At 63.5% G+C, this 24592-nt stretch carries 15 protein-coding genes and 2 tRNA genes; 15 read left to right on the top strand and 2 right to left on the bottom strand.

From position 1 onward, the window contains the following. Window positions 1–27 precede the first annotated feature (27 nt). The 4 genes from K288_RS0103495 to K288_RS0103510 all read left to right on the top strand — a co-directional run bounded on the left by K288_RS0103495 (window position 28) and on the right by K288_RS0103510 (window position 7154). Entirely contained in the window at window positions 28–3156 is a 3129-nt protein-coding gene (locus K288_RS0103495; protein WP_027578324.1) for an efflux RND transporter permease subunit, read from the top strand. After that, on the top strand, window positions 3156–6266 hold the full coding sequence (locus K288_RS0103500) for an efflux RND transporter permease subunit (RefSeq protein ID WP_043159271.1): 3111 nt from the start codon (window positions 3156–3158) through the stop codon (window positions 6264–6266). The genes K288_RS0103495 and K288_RS0103500 overlap by 1 nt, the downstream gene beginning before the upstream one ends. Window positions 6267–6300: 34 nt before the next feature. Next, window positions 6301–7023: a tRNA-uridine aminocarboxypropyltransferase gene (locus K288_RS0103505; RefSeq protein ID WP_027578326.1), complete on the top strand. Its 723-nt coding sequence runs from the start codon at window positions 6301–6303 to the stop codon at window positions 7021–7023. A 57-nt stretch (window positions 7024–7080) separates the two neighbouring features. Beyond that, window positions 7081–7154, top strand: a tRNA-Cys gene (locus K288_RS0103510). 43 nt (window positions 7155–7197) lie between these two features. On the opposite strand, the gene K288_RS0103515 is transcribed toward K288_RS0103510, so the two are convergent. Then, window positions 7198–7380 (bottom strand): hypothetical protein, encoded by a 183-nt coding sequence (locus tag K288_RS0103515; protein WP_027578327.1) that lies wholly within the window; start codon window positions 7378–7380, stop codon window positions 7198–7200. Between the two features lie 550 nt (window positions 7381–7930). Between K288_RS0103515 and K288_RS0103520 the strand changes: the two genes are divergently transcribed. From K288_RS0103520 to K288_RS0103575, 11 genes are all read left to right on the top strand, one after another. Next, window positions 7931–8833, top strand: a complete 903-nt coding sequence (locus tag K288_RS0103520; RefSeq protein ID WP_027578328.1) for an ABC transporter substrate-binding protein — start codon at window positions 7931–7933, stop codon at window positions 8831–8833. Continuing rightward, complete coding sequence (locus tag K288_RS0103525) at window positions 8833–10461, top strand: amino acid ABC transporter permease/ATP-binding protein (protein ID WP_027578329.1); 1629 nt, start codon at window positions 8833–8835, stop codon at window positions 10459–10461. The genes K288_RS0103520 and K288_RS0103525 overlap by 1 nt, the downstream gene beginning before the upstream one ends. Before the next feature lie 52 nt (window positions 10462–10513). Continuing rightward, a complete protein-coding gene (locus K288_RS0103530) occupies window positions 10514–11755 on the top strand; it encodes an acetamidase/formamidase family protein (protein ID WP_027578330.1) in 1242 nt (413 codons plus the stop codon). Between the two features lie 132 nt (window positions 11756–11887). Next, window positions 11888–14236: an acetamidase/formamidase family protein gene (locus K288_RS0103535; RefSeq protein WP_027578331.1), complete on the top strand. Its 2349-nt coding sequence runs from the start codon at window positions 11888–11890 to the stop codon at window positions 14234–14236. 16 nt (window positions 14237–14252) lie between these two features. Further along, window positions 14253–14636: a RidA family protein gene (locus K288_RS0103540; protein ID WP_027578332.1), complete on the top strand. Its 384-nt coding sequence runs from the start codon at window positions 14253–14255 to the stop codon at window positions 14634–14636. 161 nt (window positions 14637–14797) lie between these two features. Beyond that, a tRNA-Asn gene (locus K288_RS0103545) sits at window positions 14798–14872 on the top strand. 228 nt (window positions 14873–15100) lie between these two features. Continuing rightward, window positions 15101–15280 (top strand): hypothetical protein, encoded by a 180-nt coding sequence (locus K288_RS44520; RefSeq protein WP_043159273.1) that lies wholly within the window; start codon window positions 15101–15103, stop codon window positions 15278–15280. 130 nt (window positions 15281–15410) lie between these two features. Further along, window positions 15411–16076 carry a protein-L-isoaspartate O-methyltransferase gene (locus tag K288_RS0103560; protein WP_027578333.1) on the top strand — a complete coding sequence of 222 codons (666 nt, stop codon included), beginning with the start codon at window positions 15411–15413 and terminating at the stop codon, window positions 16074–16076. Window positions 16077–16403: 327 nt separating this feature from the next. Beyond that, complete coding sequence (locus K288_RS0103565; RefSeq protein WP_027578334.1) at window positions 16404–17783, top strand: TolC family outer membrane protein; 1380 nt, start codon at window positions 16404–16406, stop codon at window positions 17781–17783. Between the two features lie 403 nt (window positions 17784–18186). Beyond that, window positions 18187–18942, top strand: a complete 756-nt coding sequence (locus K288_RS0103570; protein WP_027578335.1) for a DUF2497 domain-containing protein — start codon at window positions 18187–18189, stop codon at window positions 18940–18942. 230 nt (window positions 18943–19172) lie between these two features. After that, window positions 19173–22061 (top strand): valine--tRNA ligase, encoded by a 2889-nt coding sequence (locus K288_RS0103575; protein WP_027578336.1) that lies wholly within the window; start codon window positions 19173–19175, stop codon window positions 22059–22061. Window positions 22062–22118: 57 nt separating this feature from the next. On the opposite strand, the gene K288_RS0103580 is transcribed toward K288_RS0103575, so the two are convergent. Then, on the bottom strand, window positions 22119–24368 hold the full coding sequence (locus K288_RS0103580) for a carbohydrate-binding domain-containing protein (protein ID WP_027578337.1): 2250 nt from the start codon (window positions 24366–24368) through the stop codon (window positions 22119–22121). Window positions 24369–24592: the final 224 nt, after the last annotated feature.

Raw genomic sequence — 24592 nt, forward strand, 5'->3', positions numbered from 1 at the left:
ACTTCGCAAGGATGAGCACGCAAAGCCATGGGTGTCTCTGAACCGTTCATCCGCCGGCCGATCGCGACCTCCCTGCTCGGGATCGCGCTTCTGATCGGTGGCGCGCTCGGCTATTTCGCGTTGCCGGTCTCGGCGCTGCCGCAGGTCGACTTCCCGACAGTGCAGGTGTCGACGCAATTGCCGGGCGCCAGCCCCGACGTGATCGCGTCGCTGATCACCGCACCGCTGGAGCGCCAGCTCGGGCAGATTCCGTCGCTGTCGTCGATGAACTCGACCAGCTCGTTCGGCGTCAGCCAGATCTCGCTGCAGTTCGATCTCAACCGCGACATCGATGGTGCGACCCAGGATGTCCAGGCCGCGATCAATGCAGCTGCGGGCGTGTTGCCGAAGAACCTTCCGTACCCGCCCGTTTACGCCAAGGTGAATCCAGCGGATGCGCCGGTCATGACGCTGGCGCTGACGTCGGAGACGATCTCGCTGCGCGCGATGAGCGACCTCGCCGACACCATCCTCGGCCAGCGGCTGAGCCAGATTTCCGGCGTCGGCCGCGTCGCTGTGCTCGGCGGGCTTAAACCGGCGGTGCGGGTGCAGGCCGATCTGGCGCGGCTTGCGGCCTATGGCATCTCGATGGAGGATCTGCGCAACGCGATTGCCGGCGCCAACGTCTCTGGCCCGAAGGGATCGCTCGACGGCGCACAGCAGGCCTACACCATCGCCGCCAACGACCAGATCGCGGCGGCCGAGGCGTACAAGCCGATCATCATCGCCTATCGCAACGGATCGCCGGTGACGATCGGCGACGTGGCCGTGATCGTGGATGGGCTCGAGAACGACCGTACCGGCGGTTGGTATCAAGGTACGCCGGCCGTCATCATCGACATCCAGCGCCAGCCGGGCGCCAATGTCATTGATGTCGTCCGCCAGATCCGCGACGAAATCCCGCGCTTGCAGCGACTGATTCCGGCCGGCGTCAACCTGACCGTCGTGAGCGATCGCACCGTCACCATCCGCGCCTCCGTCCGCGATGTGCAGTTCACGCTGATCCTGAGCGTCGTGCTGGTGACGCTGGTGGTGTTGTTGTTCCTGCGCTCCCTGCGCGCCACGCTGATCGCGGGCGTCGCGCTGCCGCTGTCGCTGATCACGAGCTTCGGCATCATGTATTTTGCCGGCTTCAGCCTCGACAATCTGTCGCTGATGGCGCTGACCATCGGCACCGGCTTCGTGGTCGACGACGCCATCGTCATGATCGAGAACATCGTCCGCCACATGGAGGAGGGTGAGACGGTGATGGAAGCCGCGCTCAAGGGCGCGAGCGAGATCGGCTTCACCGTGATCTCGCTGACCATGTCGCTGATCGCGGTGTTCATCCCACTGTTGTTCATGTCCGGGCTGGTGGGGCGCATGTTCCGCGAATTTGCGCTGACGCTGACGATCGCGGTCGTGACGTCGGCGGTGGTCTCGCTGACGTTGACGCCGATGATGTGCTCGCGCCTCTTGAAGCATGTCGGCGAAGAATTCGTGCTGCCGGGCCTCGGCGCCATCAGCCGCTTCATCGACCGCATGGTCGACCTCTACCATCGCACGCTGCTGTGGGTGCTGCAGCGCCAGCGTACGACCCTGCTGGTGACCTTCGCCACCATCGCGCTCACGCTGTTCATGTATGTGATCGCGCCAAAGGGTTTCCTGCCGCTGCAGGATACGTCCTCGATAACAGCGGTGACCGAGGCCGGCCCGGACGTCTCGTTTGCCGAAATGCAGGCGCGGCAGACCAAGGCGGCGGACCTGATCAAGTCGGACCCGGACGTGACCGGCGTGGTTTCCGTGATCGGCGCCGGTTCGGTCAACCCGACCACCAATGTCGGCCGGCTCGTGATGACGCTCAGGCCGCTCGGCGAGCGCCGCGACGACGTTTCGACGGTGATTGCGCGGCTGAAGCAGAAGACGGCGTCGATCCCCGGCATGACCATCTATTTCCAGCCGGTGCAGGACGTGCAGATTTCGACCCAGTCGAGCCGGTCGCAGTACCAGTACACGCTGACCGCAACCGACGCGCAGGAGGTGTCGCTCTGGGCCGGCAAGCTGGTCGCCGAGATGCGGCGCGATCCGATGTTCCGCGACGTCTCGTCGGAGGCGCAGGACGCCGGCCTGCGGGCGGCACTCGATATCAATCGTCAGCGCGCCGGCCAGCTCGGCGTTAACCTGCAGGCCGTCAATGACACGCTGAACGACGCATTCGCGCAGCGGCAGATTTCGACCATTTACGGGCAGGCCAACCAGTACCGCGTCGTGCTGGAGGCGCTGCCGATGTACCAGCGCGATCCGTCGATCCTCGACAAGCTGTATTTGCCCGGCGTGAACGGCGCGCAGGTGCCGCTGTCGGCGGTGGCGACGCTGACGCGCACCACCGCGCCGCTCGCGATCTCGCACCAGGCGCAATTCCCGGCGGTGTCGCTCAGCTTCAACCTCGCGCCCGGCGAGGCGCTCGGCGACGCCGTTGCAGCGGTCAAGGCGATCGAGACCCGGATCGGCATGCCCAACAGCATCGTCGGCGTCTATTCCGGCGATGCCGCTGAGTTTTCCAGATCGCTGGCCGGCCAGCCCTGGCTGATCCTTGCTGCGATCATCACGATCTACATCGTGCTCGGCGTGCTCTATGAGAGCTACATCCACCCGATCACGATCCTGTCGACGCTGCCTTCGGCGGGTGTCGGCGCCATCCTGGCGCTGATGCTGTTCGGGCAGGACCTTTCGGTCATCGGCCTGATCGGCATCATTCTGCTGATGGGCATCGTCAAGAAGAATGCGATCATGATGATCGACTTCGCGCTGGAGGCCGAACGGCACCAGGGCATGTCGCCCTATGATGCGATCGTGCAGGCCTGCCTGCTGCGCTTCCGGCCGATCATGATGACGACATTGGCGGCGCTGTTCGGCGCACTGCCGCTCGCGATCGAAAGCGGCACCGGCGCCGAGCTGCGCTTTCCGCTCGGCATTTCCATCATCGGCGGCCTCCTGCTCAGCCAGTTGCTGACGCTCTACACGACGCCCGTGATCTACCTTGCGCTCGACCGGCTGAACCGCAGGATCGAGCACGCGCTGCCGGACCCGGGTCCGCAGGGCCCGCCGGTCGCGGGGGCGACCGAGGGGATGCAGTGATGGCATCGATCTCGATCTCGGAGCCCTTCATCCGCCGTCCGGTCGGCACCACGCTGATGGCGATCGGGCTCTTCCTGGTCGGGATCGTGGCGTATGAGTTCCTGCCGGTGGCGTCGGTTCCGAACGTCGATTTCCCGATGATCCGGGTGTCCGCCACGCGCCCGGGCGCCGACCCGTCGGTGATGGCGGCGACGGTGGCGGCGCCGCTGGAGCGCCGGCTTGGCGAGATCGCGGGGGTCGAGCAGATCACGTCGACGAGCTCGCTCAGCACCACCAGCATCCAGGTGCAGTTCGCGATCGGGCGCAACATCGATCGCGCCGCCCGCGACGTGCAGGGGGCAATCAATGCCTCGATGGCGGATTTGCCGACCGACCTGCCGACATTGCCGATCTTCAGGAAGGCCAATCCCGCAGCCGCGCCGGTGTTCGTGCTGGCGCTGACGTCGAAGACGATGTCGACCAGCGCGATGTACGATGTTGCGGATACGGTGCTCGCCCAGCGCATCTCGCAGGTGCCGGGAGTGGGTGAGGTCACGGTCTCGGGCGCCGATCAGCCGGCGGTGCGGATCTCGCTCAATCCGGTGGCGCTGTCGAATGCCGGCATTGCCACCGAGGATGTCCGCCTGGCCATCGTCAACGCCAATCCGCTCGGGCCGGTCGGCATCTTCAATGGTGGCCGCCAGAGCGAGACGCTCTCGATCAATCCGCAGATGCGGACCGCCGCCGAGTTCCGCAACATCCTGATCAAGAGCTCGAACGGCAACTTTGTCCGCCTCTCGGATGTCGCCGAAATCGAAGACAGCGTGCGTAACGTCCGTTCGGTCGCCTGGTTCAACAAGCAGCCCGCGGTCCTGATCCAGATCACCAAGCAGGGCGATGCCAACGTCATCGACACCGTCAACCGGGTGACGGCGATGCTGCCGGAGCTGAAGGAGTGGATTCCCGCCGGTCTCGAGATTTCCGCCCTCGTGGACCGCACCGGCACCATCCGCGCCAGCGTGCTCGACATGCAGCTCACGCTGCTTGCCACCTGCGTGCTGGTCATGGTCGTGGTGTTCGTATTCCTGCGCCGCATGACGCCGACGATTGCGGCGGGCGTCTCGGTGCCGCTGGCGCTGGCGGGCACTTGCGCCGGCATGTGGCTTGCCGGTTTCTCGATCGACAATCTGTCGCTGATGGCGCTGGCCATCTCCGTCGGCTTCGTCGTCGACGACGCGATCGTGATGATCGAGAACATGTACCGCAATCTCGAGCATGGCATGGCGCCTTATCCGGCGGCACTCGAGGGCGCCAAGCAGATCGGCTTCACGGTGGTTTCGATCTCGCTGTCGCTGATCGCCGCCTTCACGCCGCTGATCTTCATGGACGGCATCGTCGGCCGGCTGTTGCGTGAATTCTCGCTGACGCTGACCTTCGCCATCCTGGTCTCGACCCTGGTGTCGCTGACGATCACCCCGATGATCTGTGCGCATTACATCAAGGAGGCGACCTCCGACCGCGCCACCTGGTTCGACCGCCTGATCGAGGGAACCCTGTCGCGCATCGTGCGCTTCTATACGTGGACGCTGCGCGGCGTGCTCGGTTTTCCGTTCCTGACCCTGCTCGTGTTCTTCGCCACGATCGCGCTGACCGTGACGCTCTACATCAAGACGCCGAAGGGCTATTTCCCGACTGACGACAGCGGCTTCATCATCGGCGCGACGCGGGCATCGCCCGACATCTCGTTCCAGGCCATGCTCAAGCTGCAACAGCAGGTGGCCGACATCGTGATGGCCGATCCGGCGGTCGCCGGCATCGGCTCTTCGATCGGCAGCGGCGGCGGGCCTGGCGGTGGCGGCGCCAACCGTGGCACCATGTTCATCAGCCTGAAATCGCCTGAGGAGCGGGACGGGGTTTCGACGCAGCTTGTGATCGATCGCCTGCGCCGCAACCTCTTCACGGTGCCGGGCATCCGCCTGTTCATGTTTGCGGCCCAGGACGTCCGCGCCGGCGGCAGACAGAGCGATTCCGACTACCAATACACGCTCTCGAGCGCCGATCTCGAATTGTTGCAGAAGTGGGCGCCGATCGTCGCCAAGCGCATGGAAACCGTTGAAGGTATCACCGACGTCTCCAGCGATCGCGACCCCGGCGGATTGCAGCTCAATCTCGTGATTGACCGCAAGACCGCCTCGAGCCTCGGTGTCCGAGTGCAGGATATCGACAACGCGCTCAATAACGCGTTCTCGCAGCGGCAGATCTCGATCGTCTATACCCAGCGCAACCAATACATGGTGGTGCTGGAGATCGATCCGAAATTCCAGACCGATCCGGCCAATCTCGAGCGCATCTACGTGGCCGGCGCCAACGGCGTTCAGGTGCCCCTGTCGGCCGTCGTCCATTACCAGCGCGGGCTGGCGCCGCTCGCCGTCTACCACACGCAGTCGTTCCCCTCGACCACGGTTTCGTTCAATCTGCTGCCGAACGTGCCGCTGGACGAGGCGACGTCGAATATCCAGCGCGCGGTCGATGAATTGCACATGCCTGAAGGCATTCGTGGCAGCTTTGACGGCAACGCCGGCGACTTCAGCAAGACCAGCGGAAGGCAGCCGCTCCTGATCCTGGGCGCGTTGGTCGCGATGTATATCGTGCTCGGGGTGCTCTATGAGAGCCTGGCGCATCCGCTGACGATCATCTCGACCTTGCCGTCAGCAGGGCTGGGCGCGCTGCTGGCGCTGCAGGTGACCGGCACGCCGCTGACCGTGATCGCCTTCGTCGGCATCATCCTCTTGATCGGCATCGTCAAGAAGAACGGCATCATGATGGTCGATTTCGCGCTGGACGCCGAGCGGCAACGCGGCCTGTCCTCTGCGGATGCGATCTTCGAGGCCTGCAGCGCGAGGTTCCGGCCGATCCTGATGACGACGATGGCGGCGCTGTTTGCCGGCATTCCGCTGGCGCTCGCCACCGGTCCCGGGACGGAACTGCGCCGGCCGCTCGGCATCACCATCATCGGCGGCCTGATCGTTTCGCAGATCTTGACGCTCTATACGACGCCGGTGATCTACCTGTTGATCGACCGGTTGCGGCGACGTCCCGAACCTGCGGCGCTGGCGGCGCCGGCGGAGTAGTTGAATTGGCCGCCGCGAGGCGTATAGCGGGCGGATGACGGAACCAGATCAGACGATCCTCGCCGAGCCGGTCGCGGAATGCCCACATTGCGGCAAGCCGATGCCGCTGTGCATCTGCGACAGTGTCACGCCAATTCAGAATCGGATTGAGGTGCTGATCCTGCAGCATCCGCAGGAGCAGGATAGGGCACTCGGCACCGCACGGCTGACCGCGCGCCATTTCGAGGATGCGGTGGTGCGGATCGGGCTGTCCTGGCCGAGCCTGTCAAAGGCGCTGGGGCAACCTGTGGCCGACCCGTCACGCTGGGCGGTGCTCTATCTCGGCTCCGCCAAGGTCGCCGATCTCGACACCGAGGCCGAGGTCGTCGCGATCGACCGCAAAGGCGAACTCGAGCCGAACCAGCGCAGCATCCTCGGACGCATCGAGGGCATCGTGCTGCTCGATGGCACCTGGAGCCAGGCCAAGGCGCTGTGGTGGCGCAATCCCTGGATGCTCAAATGCCAGCGGGTGATTCTGGGGCCCCGCCAGCCGTCACGCTACGGCCAGCTTCGCCGCGAACCGCGCCGCGACGGACTTTCCACCATCGAGGCGGCCGGCCTGCTGCTCGCCGCGCTCGAAAAGCGGCCGGACATTGCCGAAACCCTGAACGCCAGCTTCGAGCGGATGCTGGCAAGATATCGCCAGGTGCAGCGCACGACGCCGGAACTCGCCCCAAAACCGAAAAAGCGTGATTTCCGGCGGCGGAAGCGCCCTTAAGAGCGATCCGCTTGGTTGCCTATCGGGAAGAGGCCGTATATGAGTGCGGCCCGATGGGGCCACGTGGCGGAGTGGTTACGCAACGGTCTGCAAAACCGTGTACACCAGTTCAATTCTGGTCGTGGCCTCCACTCATCCAATCAATGGCTTACGCCTGATGGATGAGATATCGCTTCAGCAGGCGGCAAACCAACCATCCGGAAATGGGATGAGCGGCCAGGCCGCCTTGTTGTCATTCGCGGGGCGTGGCGGCGGCTGGAAGCGCGGCAACGGCTGAGCCATGAAATCCTCCTGCGGAGTCGGGGCGACGGCTGCTCGCACGGCGTCCAACACCAGATCAAATTCGACTTCGCTCATCGCGCTCTCCCGTTTTGTGAGCGCAACGTCGCAAAATGGCTTTGTGGGCGGATTGAGCGGATTGCTCTAATTTTAGCGATCCCGCAACCGCCCCATCACTTGGTTACCAGAGTCTTGATAGTGCCGTATGAACGCTATTGCTGGCGGTCCGACCGCACTGTGAGAGAAATCACATTTGACCAAAATGAATTCTAGTAAGTCTCAATCACGCCCGCAGTAGAGCGGCGCAACTTAGAGTTTACGGAGACGCGGCCATGAAGGCAAGCTTGAAGCGGTTCGCGACCGGTTCGGCCTCCCGCACGCGGCTCGCCTGAGCAGCGCTGAGCCTGTACGCCCGACGTCTAGCGGCTGTGTGCCGGCGAAATCCCCAATGTGAACGCCAGCCCAACGCCCGAACACAATTTGAGCAGCCTTTGCCCAAACTGCAGGCCCGCTCCATCCAATTTTTTGTACGCCGCCAGACAAGCTTTTGCGGAGCGGTTCCCCGTAGCCTTGCCTTCGAGATTTGGAACATGGCCGTGGCCATGACAACGTCGGAGGAGCTGGCATCATGCAGAAATGGCCTTGTGGGGAAACACGGCGCGCGTCACTTCCGTGGCGTCGGGCGATTCTGGGCGCCATCGTCGCCGCCGGATTTCTGGCGCCGCTAAGCGCGCAGGCGGCGGCGCCGGCGCCATGCGCGGCGCTGCAGGAGAAATATCCGGACTGGAAGGGCAAGACGCTGGTCAATGCGATCAACCCGCACACGCCGGGCTATGAATCGATCGATCCGAAAGATCCCAGCAAATATGTCGGCTTCGACATCGATCTCGGCGAGATGATCGGTGAATGCCTTGGCTTCAAATTGACCTACAAGGCGGTGACGTTCGCCGCATTGCTGACGACGCTGGCCAGCGGGCAGGCCGACATCGTGATCTCGGACATCTACGCGACGGAGGAGCGCGCCAAGGCGGCCGACTTCATCACCTATTCGAAGGTGTTCGACGGCGTGCTGGTCGCCAAGGGCAATCCGAAGGGCATCAACGGTATCAACCTATCGCTGTGTGGAGCAGCGGCGGCCGAAAACACCGGCTTCGTCGAGGTGCCGCTGGTGCAGGCCCTCGTTCCTCAGTGCAAGGCTGCCGGCAAGCCCGAGCCGACGCTGCAGCTCTATGACAACAACGCCAACTGCATCCAGGCGATCCTCGCCGGCCGCGCGGACACTTACATCAACGACGTCAACACCGTCGACAACGCGGTGAAGGCCTATCCGGACAAACTGGAGAAGGCGATCGCGGTGACGATCCCGTATTCAGTCGGCATCGCCGTGCCCAAGGACAAGCCGAAGTTTCGCGAGGCGGTGACGGCCGCGCTGACGGAGATCTACAAATCCGGCGACCAGCTCGCGCTACTCAAGAAGTGGGGACTTGATCCCGACAATCTCAAGGAACCGGGCCTGCTCACCGTCAACTGATGTCCCTGTTCCTGCACTATCTCAGCCTGCCTTACCTGCTCGCGGGCATCGAGCTCACCCTGGAGGTGACCGCCCTCGGGCTCGCAGGCGGGCTGATCCTCGGCCTGATCCTGGCCTGGATGCAGCTCAGCCGGTTTTGGTGGCTGTCGGCGATCGCGCGCGGCTATACCGTGATCTTCCGCGGCACGCCGCTGATCCTGCAGATGGTGTTCGCCTACGACGCGTTGCCGCATATCGGCATCAAACTGCCGGCCGTGCTCGCGGCCGGTCTGGCGCTGGCCTGCAACGAGGCGCCATTCATTGCCGAGATGCTGCGCGCCGGCGTGCTCGGCGTCGAGCGCGGACAGATCGCCGCGGGACAGGCGCTCGGCATGACGCCGGCAGTGCTGATGCGCCGGGTGATTGCGCCGCAGGCGATCCGCACCATGATCCCGGCCTTCGGCAATGAGTCCGTCAGCGCGTTGAAGAATTCGTCGCTGGCTTCCGTGATCGCGGTCCAGGAGTTGACGCTGCGAAGCACGCAGCTTGCGTCCTCGACCTTCGATTTCTTCTCGATCTTCTTCGCCTCCGGCCTGATCTATCTCGTGCTGACCGGCGCGATCAGCGGCATCCAGCTTGCCCTGGAATGGTTGCTCGATCTCGATCGCACCTCGCGCGAACGCAAACTTGCCGACTATCTGCCCTGGCGCCGGGTCGATCTCCTGACCAAGCCGGAGCTTGCGGAGAAGAACGCGCCGCCGATCGACGTTGTGGCAGGCTTGGAGCCGGATAGTCCGGCGCCGCCGGCGAGGACGCTGACGCCGGAGGAGCGTGCCAGACGCACCGCGACGATCGCGCGCAACAATGTCGCGGTCGAGGTGAAGGACCTCAGCAAGACCTATGGCCAGCAGAACGTGCTCGACGGGCTGAACCTCACCGTTCGCGTCGGCGAAGTCATCGCGCTGCTCGGGCCGAGCGGTTCCGGCAAGAGCACATTGCTCCGCTGCATCAACCATCTGGAGAATTGGGATGCCGGGACGGTGCGGGTTGGAGGACGGCGGCTCGGCTTCGATGACGACGGCAAGCCGTTGTCGCCGCGCGCGATTGCCAATGAGCGCGCCAATGTCGGCGTCGGCATGGTGTTCCAGCAGTTCAACCTGTTCAGCCATCTGACGGCGAAAGAGAATGTCGCCGGCCCGTTGCGTTGGGTCCATGGCATGACGCGAATTGACGCCGACCGTCGCGCGCGCGAGTTGCTTGACCGCGTGGGCTTGAGCCATCGCGCTGATGCGCTGCCGCGGCATCTGTCGGGCGGGCAACAGCAGCGGGTGGCAATCGCCCGCGCGCTGGCGCCAAATCCGAGCGTACTGCTGCTGGACGAGCCGACCTCGGCGCTCGATCCCGAACTTGTCAACGAAGTGCTGGAAGTGATCCGGCGGCTCGCCGTCGACGACGGGCTCACCATGATCATCTCGACGCATCAGATCCGCTTCGCCGACGAGGTCGCCGACCGTGTCGCCTTCCTCAGCGGCGGCAGGATCCTGGAGGAGGGGCCCGCACACGAAGTGCTCTCCAACCCGCGCAACCCCGTCACCGCGCGCTTCCTCAGCGTGATGGAAGCCGACAAGACGCCGGAGCCGGTGAGATGAAGCGTCACGCCCCAGAACTTCGATCATTCCGATTCCCTGAAGAGGCACTTGCATGAGGCACTTTACCCTGCCGGTTTCGCCGGCCACCGTTCACTGGGGCTACTTCAGCAAGAAGGTCGCACCGGCGCTGACGCTGCGCTCGGGCGACCGTGCCACCATCGAGACGCTGACGCATCATGCCAATGACGATTACGAGCGGATGATCGCGGGCGATCCTGGTGCCGAGAGCGTGTTCCAATGGACGCGCGAGCATAAGGCCGTGGCGCGTCGCGGTTCGGGCCCGACCGAGGGGCCGTTCATCCGCGGTGCGGGCGAGGGGCTTGGCGTGCACCTCTTGACCGGACCGGTCGCAATCGAAGACGCCGAGCCTGGCGATGTTCTGGAGGTGCGCATACTCGGCATCAAGCCGCGTCCGAGCTGCAGCGCCTGCCACGCCGGCCGCTGCTTCGGCTCGAACGCCGCCGCAAATTGGGGCTTCCATTATCATGATCTCATCGAAGAGCCGAAGCCGCGCGAGGTGATCACGATCTTCGAGCTCGACACCTCGGGCGAGCCGTTCGCGAAAGCCGTCTACAACTACGTCTGGACGCCGCAGACCGACCCCGACGGCATCGTGCACGCGACCATCGACTATCCCGGCGTGCGGGTCGACCATGCGACCATCCGCAAGCGCGAGAACATCCTCACCGGCGTCAAGGTGCCGGCGCGGTTGCATTTCGGCACCATGGGGCTTGCTCCTTCGGAGGCCGACTACGTCAGCTCGATTCCGCCGAGCTATACGGGAGGCAATATCGACGACTGGCGCATTGGGAAGGGAGCGCGGATGTATTATCCGGTGGCGGTCCCCGGCGCGTTCTTCTCGGTCGGCGATCCCCACGCCGCGCAAGGCGACAGCGAACTCGGCGGCACCGCGATCGAGACCTCGCTGACCGGGGATTTCGAATTCATCCTGCACAAGAAGAATGATCTCGGCGGAACCGCGCTCGAGGGCCTCACGCATCCGATGCTGGAGACCGATCATGCCTGGTCGGTCTACGGCTTCACCTATCCGAACTATCTCGCCGAGCTCGGCGTCGACGCGCAGACGGAGATTGCCAACCATTCGAGCCTCGACCGTGCGATGCGCGATGCGTTCCGCAAGCTGCGGCGGTTCCTGATGACCGTGCATCGGCTGAGCGAAGACGAGGCGATTTCGCTGATGTCGGTCGGCGCCGATTTCGGCGTCACGCAGGTGGTCGACGCCAATTGGGGCGTCCACGGCACGATCAGAAAGAACGTCTTCAGGTGCGACTAATGCATTGAGCAAGAGCGGCTTTTGATCATCGCCTAGCACCCTTCGGCGTCGTTTTGACGCCGCCATTTCCGGGGAGGATGACGCTTGTCTGGCACGCGGGTTGCTTCGATCGGCCCTGATTGGGTCGAACCGATGAGCTTCCGTCCGTTCACGAGTGAATCCTATGCGCGCGACGACCGCCTGGAGGCCTGGCGGGACGTCCTGGCCGCGGTTGGCCTGCAGCCAGCCTTGGCAAGCTCATTCGACGACGGTCATGCGACGGCGTCGCACCGCAGCGCCACCGGCGTGGCGCTGACGCGGATCGCCGCGGGATCGCAGGGGATCGCGCCGCTGCCGCAATCGGGCGAGGGATTGCCGATCGCGCTGCTCCCGATCGAGGACGGTGCGATGCTGCGGCAAGGCGCAAGCCACCGCATCGTTCCGGTCGGACATCTCCTGCTGCTGCCGCGCCAAGGCGACTGGAGCCTGATGTTCCAGCGCGACATGCGCGCGATCATCCTCTCCGTCACAGCCGAAGCGCGGCACGGCCGCCTCATCGGCAGGCCGATCGCATCCGAAGCCCGGGTCGTCGCGCCCGCCGGTCTTGCCGACGTGTTCTCGCGGTTGCTCGATGCAACCTCGCGCTCCCTGGAGACGCTGAGCGACGTCGAATGGGCGACCATCGCGCAAAGCCTGGTCGATCTCCTCTTGACGCTCGCGCACCAGTCCGCCTCTCCCGCGTCAGAGGTCGCCGCCACGGCCACGCAGGCCGCGATCCTGCACCGGATTTGCCAGACCATCGAGCGTAACCTCGACGATCCCGAGCTGGCGCCTTTGCGCGTCGCGCAGGCCGAAGGGATTTCCGAGCGCTACCTGCAAAAATTGTTCGGGAGCGTCGGCGACAATTTCTCCCATTATGTGCGGGAGCGACGACTGCAGCGCGCCTGGTCCGATCTGTCGAATCCGGCGGAGGCTCATCGATCGATCTCGGAGATCGCCTATCGCTACGGGTTCAGCGACTCCGCGCATTTCAGCCGCGCGTTCCGTCATCGCTTTGGTCTGTCGCCGCGCGAGTTTCGCCAGCAGGAGGCGGAACGCGCGGCGCCGTCGTCGATTGCCGCCGGCCAACGCGGCTGGCCGCTGGAGGCGCTTGCGCAATCGCGTGCGCATCAGCCATCGAGCGTCGAAAGGAATATGGCCGCCGTCACGACTGAGCCGGCGCAGGAAGGTGAGCGGGAGCATCACCCGGCTCACCACCATCTCTCCGTTGACGCGAACCGGGTGCATTGGGGCTATTTCAGCCGCACGCTCGCGCCACAGGCCGAGATCAATTCCGGCGACACGATCACGGTCGAAACCTTGACGCAGCATGCCTCTGACGACCCTGAAAGAATGATCGTGGGCGATCCTGGCGCCGAAAGCGTGTTCGGCTGGACCCGGGACCGCAAGAATGTCGACCGGCGCGGCGCCGGTCCGATGGATGCTTCAGTGTTCGGGCGTGGCGCCGGCGAGGGCTTCGGCGTGCATATCTGCACCGGCCCGATCGCCGTGAAGGATGCACAGCCCGGCGATGTCCTGGAGGTGCGCATCCTCGATATCGTGCCGCGGCCAAGCGCCAATCAGCACTGCGAGGGCAGGGTATTCGGCTCGAGCGTCGCGGCGTGGTGGGGCTATCACTACAACGAGTTCCTCGCCGGCCCCAAACCGCGCGAGGTGGTGACGATCTACGAGATATTTGACCAGGACGAGACGCCGCATGCGCGTGCGCTCTATTCCTACCGCTGGGAGCCGCAGACCGATCCGTTCGGCGTGGTCCATACCGCCTACGACTATCCCGGCATTCCCGTCGCGCCTGGTTCGGTGAGGCGCCGGCATGCCGTGCTCGACGGCATCCGTATTCCGCTGCGGCCGCATTTCGGCGTGATCGCGGTGGCGCCGCGCGAGCTCGATTTCGTCGATTCCGTGCCGCCGTCCTATTTCGGCGGCAATCTCGACAATTGGCGGCTCGGCAAGGGGGCGACCGTCTATCTGCCGGTCTCGGTATCAGGCGCGCTGCTCTCGGTCGGCGATCCCCACGCAGCCCAAGGCGACGGCGAGTTGAGCGGCACTGCGATCGAATGCTCGATGACCGGCACCTTCCAGGTGATCCTGCACAAGAAAAGCAATCTGGCCGGCCAACCGTTTGCCGATCTCAGCTATCCCCTGATCGAGACCGCGACCGATTGGGTGCTGACCGGCTTCAGCCATCCGAATTATCTCGCCGAGTTCGGCGCGCAGGGACAGAGCGAGGTCTACGCCACGTCCTCGCTCGACCTTGCGATGAAGGACGCCTTCCGCAAGATGCGGCGCTTCCTGATGAACATCAAAGGTCTCACCGAGGACGAGGCGATTGCGCTGATGTCGGCCGCGGTCGATTTCGGCGTCACCCAGGTCGTCGACGGCAATTGGGGCGTGCACGCAATCCTGAGCAAGCGGCTGTTCGAGGACGCGGCATCGCGATAACAGAAGGATACCGAGATTGAAATTCCACATGATCGCCGGCGGGCCGAAGCCCGTGGCGCCCTTCAGCCACGCAGTCGAGACCGACGGCTTTGTCTTCGTCACCGGTCAGATGCCGGACACACCCGCAACCCCCGGCGTATTGCCTGGTGGCATCGTCGCACAGACCAAGGCGGTGATGGAGAATCTGCGCGTCGTGCTCGAGGGCCTTGGCCTCGGCTTCGAGCACATCGTGATGTCGCGTATCTATCTCACCCGCTTCAAGGAAGACTACGCCGCGATGAACGAGACCTATCGCAGCTATTTCCCGCCAGACCGCCTGCCGGCGCGCACCTGCGTCGGCGTCACGGGGCTTGCCTACGATGCGCTGATCGAGATCGATCTGGTATGCCGCCGGCCGTAATGGGTGTGCGCGAGCGATCGCATAACCAGATCCCCAAAGGGCGATCCGATCGCTGGCCCTGTTATCTTTTCGGACCGTGCCGCGCGGTCCATTTGGTCCTTTGCAAGCCGGGAAGGCTTTGTTATAGGGCTGACCGCAAGCGAAACGCCGGTTTCGCCTATTCCTCGGTAGCTCAGCGGTAGAGCATTCGACTGTTAATCGAATGGTCGCTGGTTCGAATCCAGCCCGGGGAGCCAATCTCTCAGTCAAATCAAGTGATTAGCCGAGCTCCTTAAGCTCTTTGTTTGGCGCGTGCGCGGCTTCGGCACGGTCGGATCCGTATCCGTCGTCCAGATCAGGCCGTCCTGACCGGCGCGACTCAATCACATCCGCGTGGCGCTTCGCGGGCTCGGTGCGGACAGCCGCCAAATCGACTCATTCCGCGTCAATGCTTGCAGGGGCAGGGTTCCTTGCGAGGTGATTCCATGCCTGTCTTCGACACTGAGGTGCCGAAAACCACACCCTCGATCGTCCCGAGCGATATCCCGACCATGAGCGACGATGAGTGCCTGCGGCGGCTCGCGCAGATCGTCCAAGAACACGATTCCGCACATCTCGACGAGGCTGCAAGGCTGATCGGTCGGCTGGCCGCCGTGATCGAATAGGCTGCGTTCCCTATCCTCCGGAGGCTGGTACAGCCTATCGGGCGTGTTGCGTTTTGGTCCTGCTTGTTCCAAAAGACGGGCGGTCTTCACTCCGTCGCGGCCGCGCCGCACGACTTGCAGGTTTCAGGCCATGTCCGGTTTCTCGACTGCGCGCCAGAAAATGGTCGATAGCCAGGTGCGCACCAGTGACGTCACCGACGCGCGAATCCTCGATGCGATGCTTGCCGTGCCGCGCGAGGCCTTCGTTCCCGAGAGCAAGCGCGCGCTGGCCTATCTCGACCTCGACCTCGATGTCAGCGAGGGCGGGGCCACCAAGCGCTACCTGATCCAGCCTGCCGTGATGGCCAAGATGCTGCAGGCGGCCGAGATCGCTTCGACTGACCGCGTTCTGGTCGTCGGCTGCGCCACCGGTTACGCGGCTGCCATGGTCGCTCAGTTCGCCGGAGAGGTGTTTGCCACCGAAGGCGAGCCCGCACTCGCCGATCTGGCCAAGGCCACGCTCGCCGGGCTTGGTGCCGCCAACGTCACGGTCCGTGCCGCGCCGGCAGCCAAGGGCGATGCCGCGGACGCGCCGTTCGATGTCATTTTCCTCAATGGTGCCACCGAGATCATTCCGCAGGAACTCTACGAGCAACTCCGCGAGGGAGGGCGGCTGGTCGGGGTATTCGCTCTGTCGCAGCCGCAGCGGGCCACCATCGTGACGCATACCCACGGGGATTTCGGGCATCGGCCGCTATTCGATGCCGTGGCGCCGCTCCTGCCGGGCCTGGAGCGCGTGCCGGCTTTCGTGTTCTGAGGCGGATTGTCCGGGGGGAGGAAAGCCTCCTTTCGGGCGTTTCCGGCGAATGCCGATTCATACCAAGCGAGGGATTCGGCCGTCGCTTGAGCGGAGGAACCCGGCATCGAGAGGGGTTAATGGCGAATCCATGCGTTAAAATCCCGTTCTGAATCAGAAGTGTGGCCCGTTTGCCCCACGTGAAGAGTTTCGACCGGGTTCCGTTGCGGGGTAGTTCCGTCTGGCTTAGCTGCGGAATAAGGTGAGGCGGGACTCACTTCGATCGAAGCGGCGCCCGGTTCATGTTCTCGAGCCGGGTGGTGAATAGCAATGGATGGATTATTGGGGATGCGTGGGGTGAAGGTTGTCACCGGAGCCGCGGCAGCGGTCCTTTTGTTGGCTTGCATGGGACCGACGCCGGCGCTGGCCGACACGATCGAGGCCGCATTGGTTCGTGCCTATCAGACCAACCCGCAGCTCAACGCGCAGCGCGCTTTCGTGCGCGCCACCGACGAAAACGTGCCGCAGGCTTTGTCAGGCTATCGGCCGAGGGTGTCGATCACGGCGAGTGGCGGTTATCAGTACACCGATGCGATCTCGGGTGGAGTGGCTGCGCACGGAGCGCAGGTTCCGCGCGCCGTTGGCGCCACGATTTCGCAGACTTTGTTCAATGGATTTCAGACCGGCAACCGAACGCGGGCTGCAGAGAGCCAGGTTTCCGGCTCACGCGAAGCGCTCCGGAATATCGAACAGACCGTGCTGTTCAGCGCCGCCTCGATCTACATGGATTACCTGCGCGATGCGGCGATCGTCGAGGTTCAGCGCAGCAACACGCGCGTGCTCGAACAGACGCTCAAGCAGACCCGCGACCGATTCAATGTCGGTGAGGTGACCCGCACCGACGTTGCGCAATCGGAAGCGCAACTTGCTGCCGGCCGCACGCAGCAGCTTACGGCCGAATCCAACCTGACCACGACGCGATCGAACTTCCGGCGCATCATCGGCAGCGAGCCGACGAATCTTGCGCCGGGCTCGCCGGTCGATCGTTTCCTGCCGGGGACCATCAGTGCCGCCATCGAACTCGCGCTTACGCAGAACCCGAACGTGACCGCGGCGATGTTCGGCGTCGACGTCAACTTTCTCAACGTCAAGATTGCCGAAGGTGCGCTCTTCCCGAGCGTGACGCTGCAGGCTACCGCGCAGCAGTCCTACGAACAGACGCTGGTCATTCAGCGCCAGTTCCAGGCGTCGGCGCTAGCGAATATCACGGTACCGATCTACCAGGGCGGCGCCGAGTATTCGCTGATCCGCCAAAACAAGGAATCGCTGGCCCAGCAGCGTCTCGTGCTCGAACAGACGCGCGATCAGGCCCGGGCCAATGTCGTCACGGCATGGGGCCAGTTGGTGGCCGGTAAAGCCCAGGTGTCTTCGGCGCAGGCGCAGGTGACGGCATCCGAGATTGCGCTCAACGGCGTGCGTGAGGAAGCCAAGGCCGGGCAGCGCACGACGCTGGACGTGCTGAACGCGCAGCAGGCGCTGGTCAACGCCCGTAATGCCCTGGTCGTTGCGCAGCATGATCGTGTCGTCGCTTCCTACAGTGTGCTGCAGTCGGTGGGTCGGCTGCAGCCGCAGGTGCTCAACCTGCCGACCCAAACCTACGATGCGAGCGTTCACTACCAGCAGGTGCGTGATAGCTGGGCCGGGGTTCGAACGCCGGACGGTCGCTGATCGTCGCTCCCGCATCATCGCACTGTGAACAAATAATTGGGCCCGTCAGCAGCGGGCCCAATGCATTTCTGAGCACTCGTTTGTCTTGCGCGCTTCCGCCGAGTCCATAATGTCGCGCGGCGGTCATGAAGATGCCGCAAAACTTCGAAGCGCGCGTTGCTTGCAATCGATTGTTGCCCTGACATACCGTTCCCATAGGCAATAGAACGATTCGCAACGGCTTTTTGCGTCCATCGCTGCTGATCGGTTGCCGTGAGGGCGAACGGCCCCGTGCGAGGCATCGGGTGACCGTTGATCTGGGGACAAGTCCGGACTCGAGCGATGAAAAAATCCGGCCGCTGCATCCGGAACCGCCGAATCTCGTGCGGCTTGGTGTAGGATAAATTTCGATGTGGAGTCGGAGATGACGCAGCCTGCAAAGGTCCAAGAGCCCTCGATGGAGGAGATTTTGGCGTCGATCCGTCGCATCATCGCAGATGATGAGGCGAAGCCCGCTTCCGCCGATAAGCCAGCAAACGACAGGCCGGCAAGTGTAGCGGCGCCGGAGAAACCGACGGTCGCCGCCGCGCCGGCTGCCAAGCCGGTGGTGAAGGACATTCCGTCGACGCCGACTCCTGCGGCGGCGAAGCCAGCGGCGACACCAGCGCCAAAACCTGCGCCGGTGCCACCACCCAAAACCAACAGCCAGGACGACATCGATGCCATGCTGGCGAGCCTCGACGAGGCGACGGAGCAAGCCGAGGTCAGGCCGCCGCAACCCGATGGCGACGTATTCGAATTGACCGACGAAATGGCTTTGCCGGATCCAGCACCGACGCCAAAGCCGCCGCTACCGACCTTCCAGAAGGTTGAGCCGCAGGACGACATTGAGTTCACGGAAGCCACCAAGCCGCCTCCACCGCGGCAACCGGTCTATGAGCCGGCGACCGAGAGTTCCTTTGGCCAGCAGCCGATCCTGTCGCGCTCGACCATGAGCTCGGTTGAAAGCGCGTTCAATTCGCTGGCCAATACCGTCCTCAGCAACAACGCGCGGACGCTGGAGGATCTGGTCAAGGAAATGCTGCGGCCGATGCTCAAATCCTGGCTGGACGACAACCTGCCGGGGTTGGTCGAGCGGATCGTGAAAGCCGAGATCGAGCGGGTTTCCCGCGGGCGCTAGCCGCCCGTCGGGCGGGCAGCCCTCAATTCAGCCATCCCGAACGGGTGTTATGGCGTTTTGGACGCGCCGGTCCGGTTGACTTGGCGTGTTCGGGCGGCTTTCTAGAGCATATTCGGTTCAGATGAACCGAAGCTCTAGATTCCTGTTTTGACGCGTTTTCTTCACGCGAACCGGTGCCGGCTTCGCTCGAAAACGCTCTCGTGCTCTCAAACATCCCCATTTGTAGTGCCATGATCGAGAAAAACTACCAGCCAGCCGATATCGAAAACCGGATGTCCCGCGTCTGGGAGGAGAGCGGCGCCTTCAAGGCCGGCCGCCCCGAGCGGCGCGACGCCGCCCCGTTCACCATCGTGATCCCGCCGCCGAACGTGACGGGCTCGCTGCACATGGGACATGCCCTCAACAACACGCTGCAGGACATCCTCTGCCGATTCGAGCGCATGCGCGGGCGCGACGTGCTTTGGCAGCCCGGTACCGACCATGCCGGCATCGCCACCCAGATGGTGGTCGAACGGCAGTTGATGGAACGGCAGGAGCCAGGCCGGCGCGAGATGGGCCGCGCCAAATTCCTCGAGCGGGTCTGGCAATGGAAGGCCGAGAGCGGCGGCACCATCATCAACCAGCTCAAGCGCCTGGGCGCCTCGTGCGACTGGTCGCGCGAGCGCTTCACGATGGACGAGGGCCTCTCGCGCGCCGTCGTGAAAGTGTTCGTGGAGCTCCACCGCGAGGGGCTGATCTACAAGGACAAGCGGCTGGTCAACTGGGATCCGAAGCTGCTCACCGCGATCTCCGATCTCGAGGTGCAGCAGGTCGAGGTCAAGGGCCATCTCTGGTACCTGCGCTATCCGATCGAGGGCAGGGCGTTCAGCCCCGATGATCCCACAAGCTTCATCGTGGTCGCGACGACGCGTCCCGAAACCATGCTCGGCGATACGGCAGTTGCCGTGCATCCGGACGATGAGCGCTACGAGGCGCTGGTCGGCAGCCACGTGATCCTGCCATTGGTCGGCCGCAGGATTCCGATTGTGGCCGACGACTATTCCGATCCGGAGAAGGGCTCTGGCGCTGTGAAGATCACGCCGGCGCATGACTTCAACGACTTCGAGGTCGGCATCCGCCACGGCCTGCCGCAGATCAGCGTGCTCGACCAGGAAGGCAAGCTCTCGCTCGTCGGCAACGAGGACTATCTGCGCGGCCTGCCCGAGGGCGCGCTGGAGTTCGCCGAAGAATTCCACGGCATTGAGCGCTTTGCTGCGCGAAAACAGATCGTCGCGCGATTGGAGGATTTCGGTTTCCTCGAGAAGATCGAGCCGAACACGCATATGGTGCCGCATGGCGACCGCTCCGGCGTGGTCATCGAGCCGTTCCTCACCGACCAATGGTATGTCGACGCCAAGACGCTGGCGCAGCCGGCAATGGCTGCGGTGCGCGCGGGCGAAACCAGCTTCGTGCCGAAGAACTGGGAAAAGACCTATTTCGAGTGGATGGAGAACATCCAGCCCTGGTGCATTTCGCGCCAGCTCTGGTGGGGCCACCAGATCCCGGCGTGGTACGGGCCCGACGGCAAGGTCTTCGTCGCCGAGACCGAGGAAGAAGCCGTCGGCAACGCGCTCGGCTATTACGTCGAGCAGGAAGTCATCACGCCGGAGCAGGGCCACGACATGGCGGAGGATCCCGCCAAGCGCGAAGGCTTCATCACGCGTGATGAGGATGTGCTCGACACCTGGTTTTCATCCGCGCTATGGCCGTTCTCGACGCTCGGCTGGCCGGACGAGACGCCGGAGCTGCAGCGCTATTATCCGACTGATACGCTCGTCACCGGTTTCGACATCATCTTCTTCTGGGTCGCGCGGATGATGATGATGGGCCTTCACTTCATGAAGGAGGTGCCGTTCTCGACCGTCTATATCCACGCGCTGGTCCGCGACGAGAAGGGCGCCAAGATGTCGAAGTCGAAAGGCAACGTCATCGATCCTTTGAATCTCGTCGACAAATACGGCGCCGACGCGCTGCGCTTCACGCTGGCGGCGATGGCGGCGCAGGGACGCGACATCAAGCTCGCCGAAAGCCGCGTCGACGGCTATCGCAGTTTCGCGACCAAGCTCTGGAACGCCTGTCGCTTTGCCGAGATGAACGGCGCTGCCGTGCCGGCAGGGTTCGATCCGGCCAAGGCGAAGGAGACACTGAATCGCTGGATCATGCATGAGACGACGCGTGCGTCCCGTGAGGTGACCGAAGCGATCGAGGCGTACCGGTTCAATGATGCGGCAGGCGCGGTCTACCGCTTCGTCTGGAACGTATTCTGCGACTGGTATGTCGAGCTGACCAAGCCGCTGTTGATGGGAGAGGATGGGCCGGCGAAGACGGAGACGCGCGCCATGATCGCATGGGCGCGCGACGAGATCCTGAAGCTGCTGCACCCGTTCATGCCGTTCATCACCGAGGAACTCTGGGCGGTCACGGCAAAGCGGGAGGGCCTTCTGGTGCTTGCGCCATGGCCGCGCAAGGCGCGCGCGCTGACGCCCGAGCAGATCGGCATGCTTTCGCTGGCCGGGCCGGCCGACGGGCTCGTTCCGCCCGGGATCGTAGCCGTGGAAGCCGAGCTGGAAGAAGATGACACCGAGGAGTTCAGCGATCCCGAAGCCGAGGCCGAGATCGGCTGGGTGGTCGACCTCGTCAGCGAGATCCGTTCGGTGCGCGCGGAGATGAACATCCCGCCGGCCACGCTGACCCCGCTGGTGCTTGCGGGCGTTTCCGATGAGACGAAGGCGCGGGCGCAGCGCTGGAGTGATGTCGCCAAGCGGCTGGCGCGGCTCGCGGACATCTCCTTTGCCGATGCCGCTCCCGAAGGCGCCGTGCAGCTACTGGTGCGCGGCGAGGTCGCGGCGCTGCCGCTCAAGGGCGTGATCGATCTTGCCGCCGAGCGCGCGCGGCTCGAGAAGGAGATCGCGAAAGCCGATGCCGACATCAAGCGCGTCGATGCAAAGCTCTCCAACGAGAAGTTTGTCGCCAACGCGCCGGAAGAGATCGTCGAGGAAGAAAAGGAAAAGCGCGAGGCGGCGCTGGAGCGAAAGGCAAAGATCCTCGAGGCGCTCGAGCGGCTGAAGAAAGCCTCTTGATGGAAGCCGTAGGGTGGGCAGGCTTCGCTCCGCCCACCCTACAATCTGTGGTGCCGCCTACACGAACGTGAAATCGGTCGCGTGGAGCTGGTCCACAGTCGTGTTCTTGATCTCGACCGAATTGTTGTTGTCGAAGGTGATCACGACGCTCGTCCCGCTCTGCGCCATATGCGACTGGACGGCATTGAAATCGGCAAACACCGTGCGGTTGAACTGAATCACGTCCTGTGCGCCGCCGGTGTTCTGGAAGTCGACAATGACATCCTTGCCGAAGCCGGAGGCGAACATGAAGGTGTCGTTGCCTGCGCCACCTGACAAAGTGTCGTTACCCCCGCCGCCGTTGAACCTGTCGTCGCCGCTGCCGCCGTACAGGAGTTCGTTCCCGGTTCCGCCCATCAGCGTGTCGTTGCCGTCATCGCCGGACATCTGCGCCAGGCCCTGGCCACCTTTGAACGAGTCGTTGCCGGCGCCGCCGGAGAGGGTGTCGTTCCCGCCGCCGCTGGAGAGGTAGTCATTACCGTCGCCACCATTGATGACGTTGGTGGCCCATCCGCCATAAAGCTGGTCATTGCCGGCGCCACCGTCGAGCAGGGCGCCTGTATCACCGTTGCCGGCCTTGATGATGTCGTTGCCATCGTCGCCATAGAGTTGATCGGTCGCGGTGGCAATGCCGGGACCGCTATTGATCGAATCGTCGCCGGCGCCGCCATGGATCACGTCGGCACCCGCACCGCCGTTGATCACATCGTTGCCCGGACCGCCGTCGATGGTGTCGTTGTCGGTCGACGCGCCAAAGAACAGGTCCTGGTGGCCGCTCATGTCATAGTGGATCGCCTTGTTCTGATAGAGATTCCAGGTTCCCGGCGAGCTCGGATTGACCGCATCGGCGACCGATAGATGCTGGCCATTGACCGTGATGTCCTTGATGTAAAGGTTGCGGTCGCCACCGGCATTGGCGATGTCATTGATGAAGGCGAGATCGAGACTCGAGATCGTCGCGGGATTGGCGAATGTGAAAGTGAAGGTCTGGAAACCCGATGCGTCGGTCGCATTGTGGAACTCGACCGTGTTGCCGACCTGCTGGCCATTGATCAGAAGCTGCATCTGGGCGCCGATGCCGTCGACCACGGAGCCGTAGCCGGTCACGGTGACCGTGGTTTGCGCCAATTTCGGAATCGTGTCTGGACCGCCGGTGATGGTGTCGTCGCCCGCGCCGGCCTTGATCGTATCGTTGCCGACCCCGCCCGACAGCACGTCATTGCCCCCGCCGGTATCCATCAGATCGGCGGCCGGAGATCCGGTCAGCGTTTGGCCAGGCGGCTGATGCTGGCCGCCGTACCATTCCGTGATGGTCTGCTGAGCCGGTTTCCCTTCCGGTGAGTAGCCGGTTGGTGAATATTTGTTGTCCGCATCCCAGTTCCAGATCGAAGCGCCCCTGAACCAGCTTCCGCCTTCCGATGCCCACACCTGAAAGAAGGCGTTGAACGCGTCATTTTGCTCCTGGACGTCCTGTGTTGAGCTCGGCGGGTTACCCGGGTTGATATTGGTGCCATCGACGCTGCGATAGCCGGTTTCCGTAAAGAACACCGGCTTGCCGTATTGAAGGGCAAGGGAGTGGAAGAAATCGACCGGTGACTTGTGATCCATCACCTTCGCCCAATAGTCATCGGTGGACATGGTGTTCCACGCGTTGACCATTTCCTGGACAGTCGGATCGCGATCGGTCGTCAATGGCGGATAGGCGTTGATGCCGATGACATCGACCTTGTCCCAGAAGCTGACATTGATGGCTTCGTCGGTGGCGGCAGCATAGGTGATCTCGCCGTGATACACGGCACGCACCGCATTGATGAGGTCCACCCAATCGTCGCGATATTCAGGTCCGGAGAGCTTGCTGAGCTCGTTCCCGATCACCAACGTGCTGACGCCGCCTTGCTGGGCGAGTTCCGCCATGTGAACGATTTCGGTCTTATAGGACGCGAAGAAGGCCGCGGGATCGCTCGGTGTCAGCGAGTTTGCAAGCGCGCCATCGAGGGCCGAGACCATGGGTTTCAACGACACCGAAAGGCCGAGCGCCTTCGCATCCGCGATGGTCTGAAGAATGTTGGCGTCGCTCTCGGTCTTGCCGGGATCGGCGAACACGTCATTCGAATTCCTGCTGTTCATGAAGAGCCGCGGCGCGAGCTCGATCGAATTTGCATTGGTGTCAGCGATTGCCTGCATGGCATCGTGCGCGGCGCTCGTGACGAACGCACCATTGTAGTTGGACGGGAATCCGAATCCTTCGACAGTAAACGGGCCTGCCATCGTACAGCTCCTTTAGTTTCTATAGTTTCTATGTTTTCTATTTCGCTGTTTCGGTGGCCCAGCATTTGCGCAGGACTTGTTCACCTGCGTTGTGTTCCGTCTTTCAGCAGAGCACAATTTATGAGCAGTTCACACGCGTGCAGCGAAGCAACGCGCGCTCAGTTTGCATACGCAACGTGGGCGTGTCGTGACAGGATTGCGTCGATGTTGCGATTGTTGATGCG

The organism is Bradyrhizobium sp. Ai1a-2, assembly GCF_000426245.1.
Taxonomy (GTDB): Bacteria; Pseudomonadota; Alphaproteobacteria; order Rhizobiales; family Xanthobacteraceae; genus Bradyrhizobium.

Bases quoted from the DNA above. Each gene is read 5' to 3' on its own strand.
- K288_RS0103525 (WP_027578329.1), top strand. From the start codon at position 8,833: ATGTCCCTGTTCCTGCACTATCTCAGCCTGCCTTACCTGCTCGCGGGC.
- K288_RS0103505 (WP_027578326.1), top strand. From the start codon at position 6,301: ATGACGGAACCAGATCAGACGATCCTCGCCGAGCCGGTCGCGGAATGC.
- K288_RS0103530 (WP_027578330.1), top strand. From the start codon at position 10,514: ATGAGGCACTTTACCCTGCCGGTTTCGCCGGCCACCGTTCACTGGGGC.
- K288_RS0103520 (WP_027578328.1), top strand. From the start codon at position 7,931: ATGCAGAAATGGCCTTGTGGGGAAACACGGCGCGCGTCACTTCCGTGG.
- K288_RS44520 (WP_043159273.1), top strand. From the start codon at position 15,101: ATGCCTGTCTTCGACACTGAGGTGCCGAAAACCACACCCTCGATCGTC.
- K288_RS0103580 (WP_027578337.1), bottom strand. From the start codon at position 24,368: ATGGCAGGCCCGTTTACTGTCGAAGGATTCGGATTCCCGTCCAACTAC.
- K288_RS0103500 (WP_043159271.1), top strand. From the start codon at position 3,156: ATGGCATCGATCTCGATCTCGGAGCCCTTCATCCGCCGTCCGGTCGGC.
- K288_RS0103565 (WP_027578334.1), top strand. From the start codon at position 16,404: ATGCGTGGGGTGAAGGTTGTCACCGGAGCCGCGGCAGCGGTCCTTTTG.
- K288_RS0103495 (WP_027578324.1), top strand. From the start codon at position 28: ATGGGTGTCTCTGAACCGTTCATCCGCCGGCCGATCGCGACCTCCCTG.
- K288_RS0103570 (WP_027578335.1), top strand. From the start codon at position 18,187: ATGACGCAGCCTGCAAAGGTCCAAGAGCCCTCGATGGAGGAGATTTTG.
- K288_RS0103515 (WP_027578327.1), bottom strand. From the start codon at position 7,380: ATGAGCGAAGTCGAATTTGATCTGGTGTTGGACGCCGTGCGAGCAGCC.
- K288_RS0103560 (WP_027578333.1), top strand. From the start codon at position 15,411: ATGTCCGGTTTCTCGACTGCGCGCCAGAAAATGGTCGATAGCCAGGTG.
- K288_RS0103535 (WP_027578331.1), top strand. From the start codon at position 11,888: ATGAGCTTCCGTCCGTTCACGAGTGAATCCTATGCGCGCGACGACCGC.
- K288_RS0103575 (WP_027578336.1), top strand. From the start codon at position 19,173: ATGATCGAGAAAAACTACCAGCCAGCCGATATCGAAAACCGGATGTCC.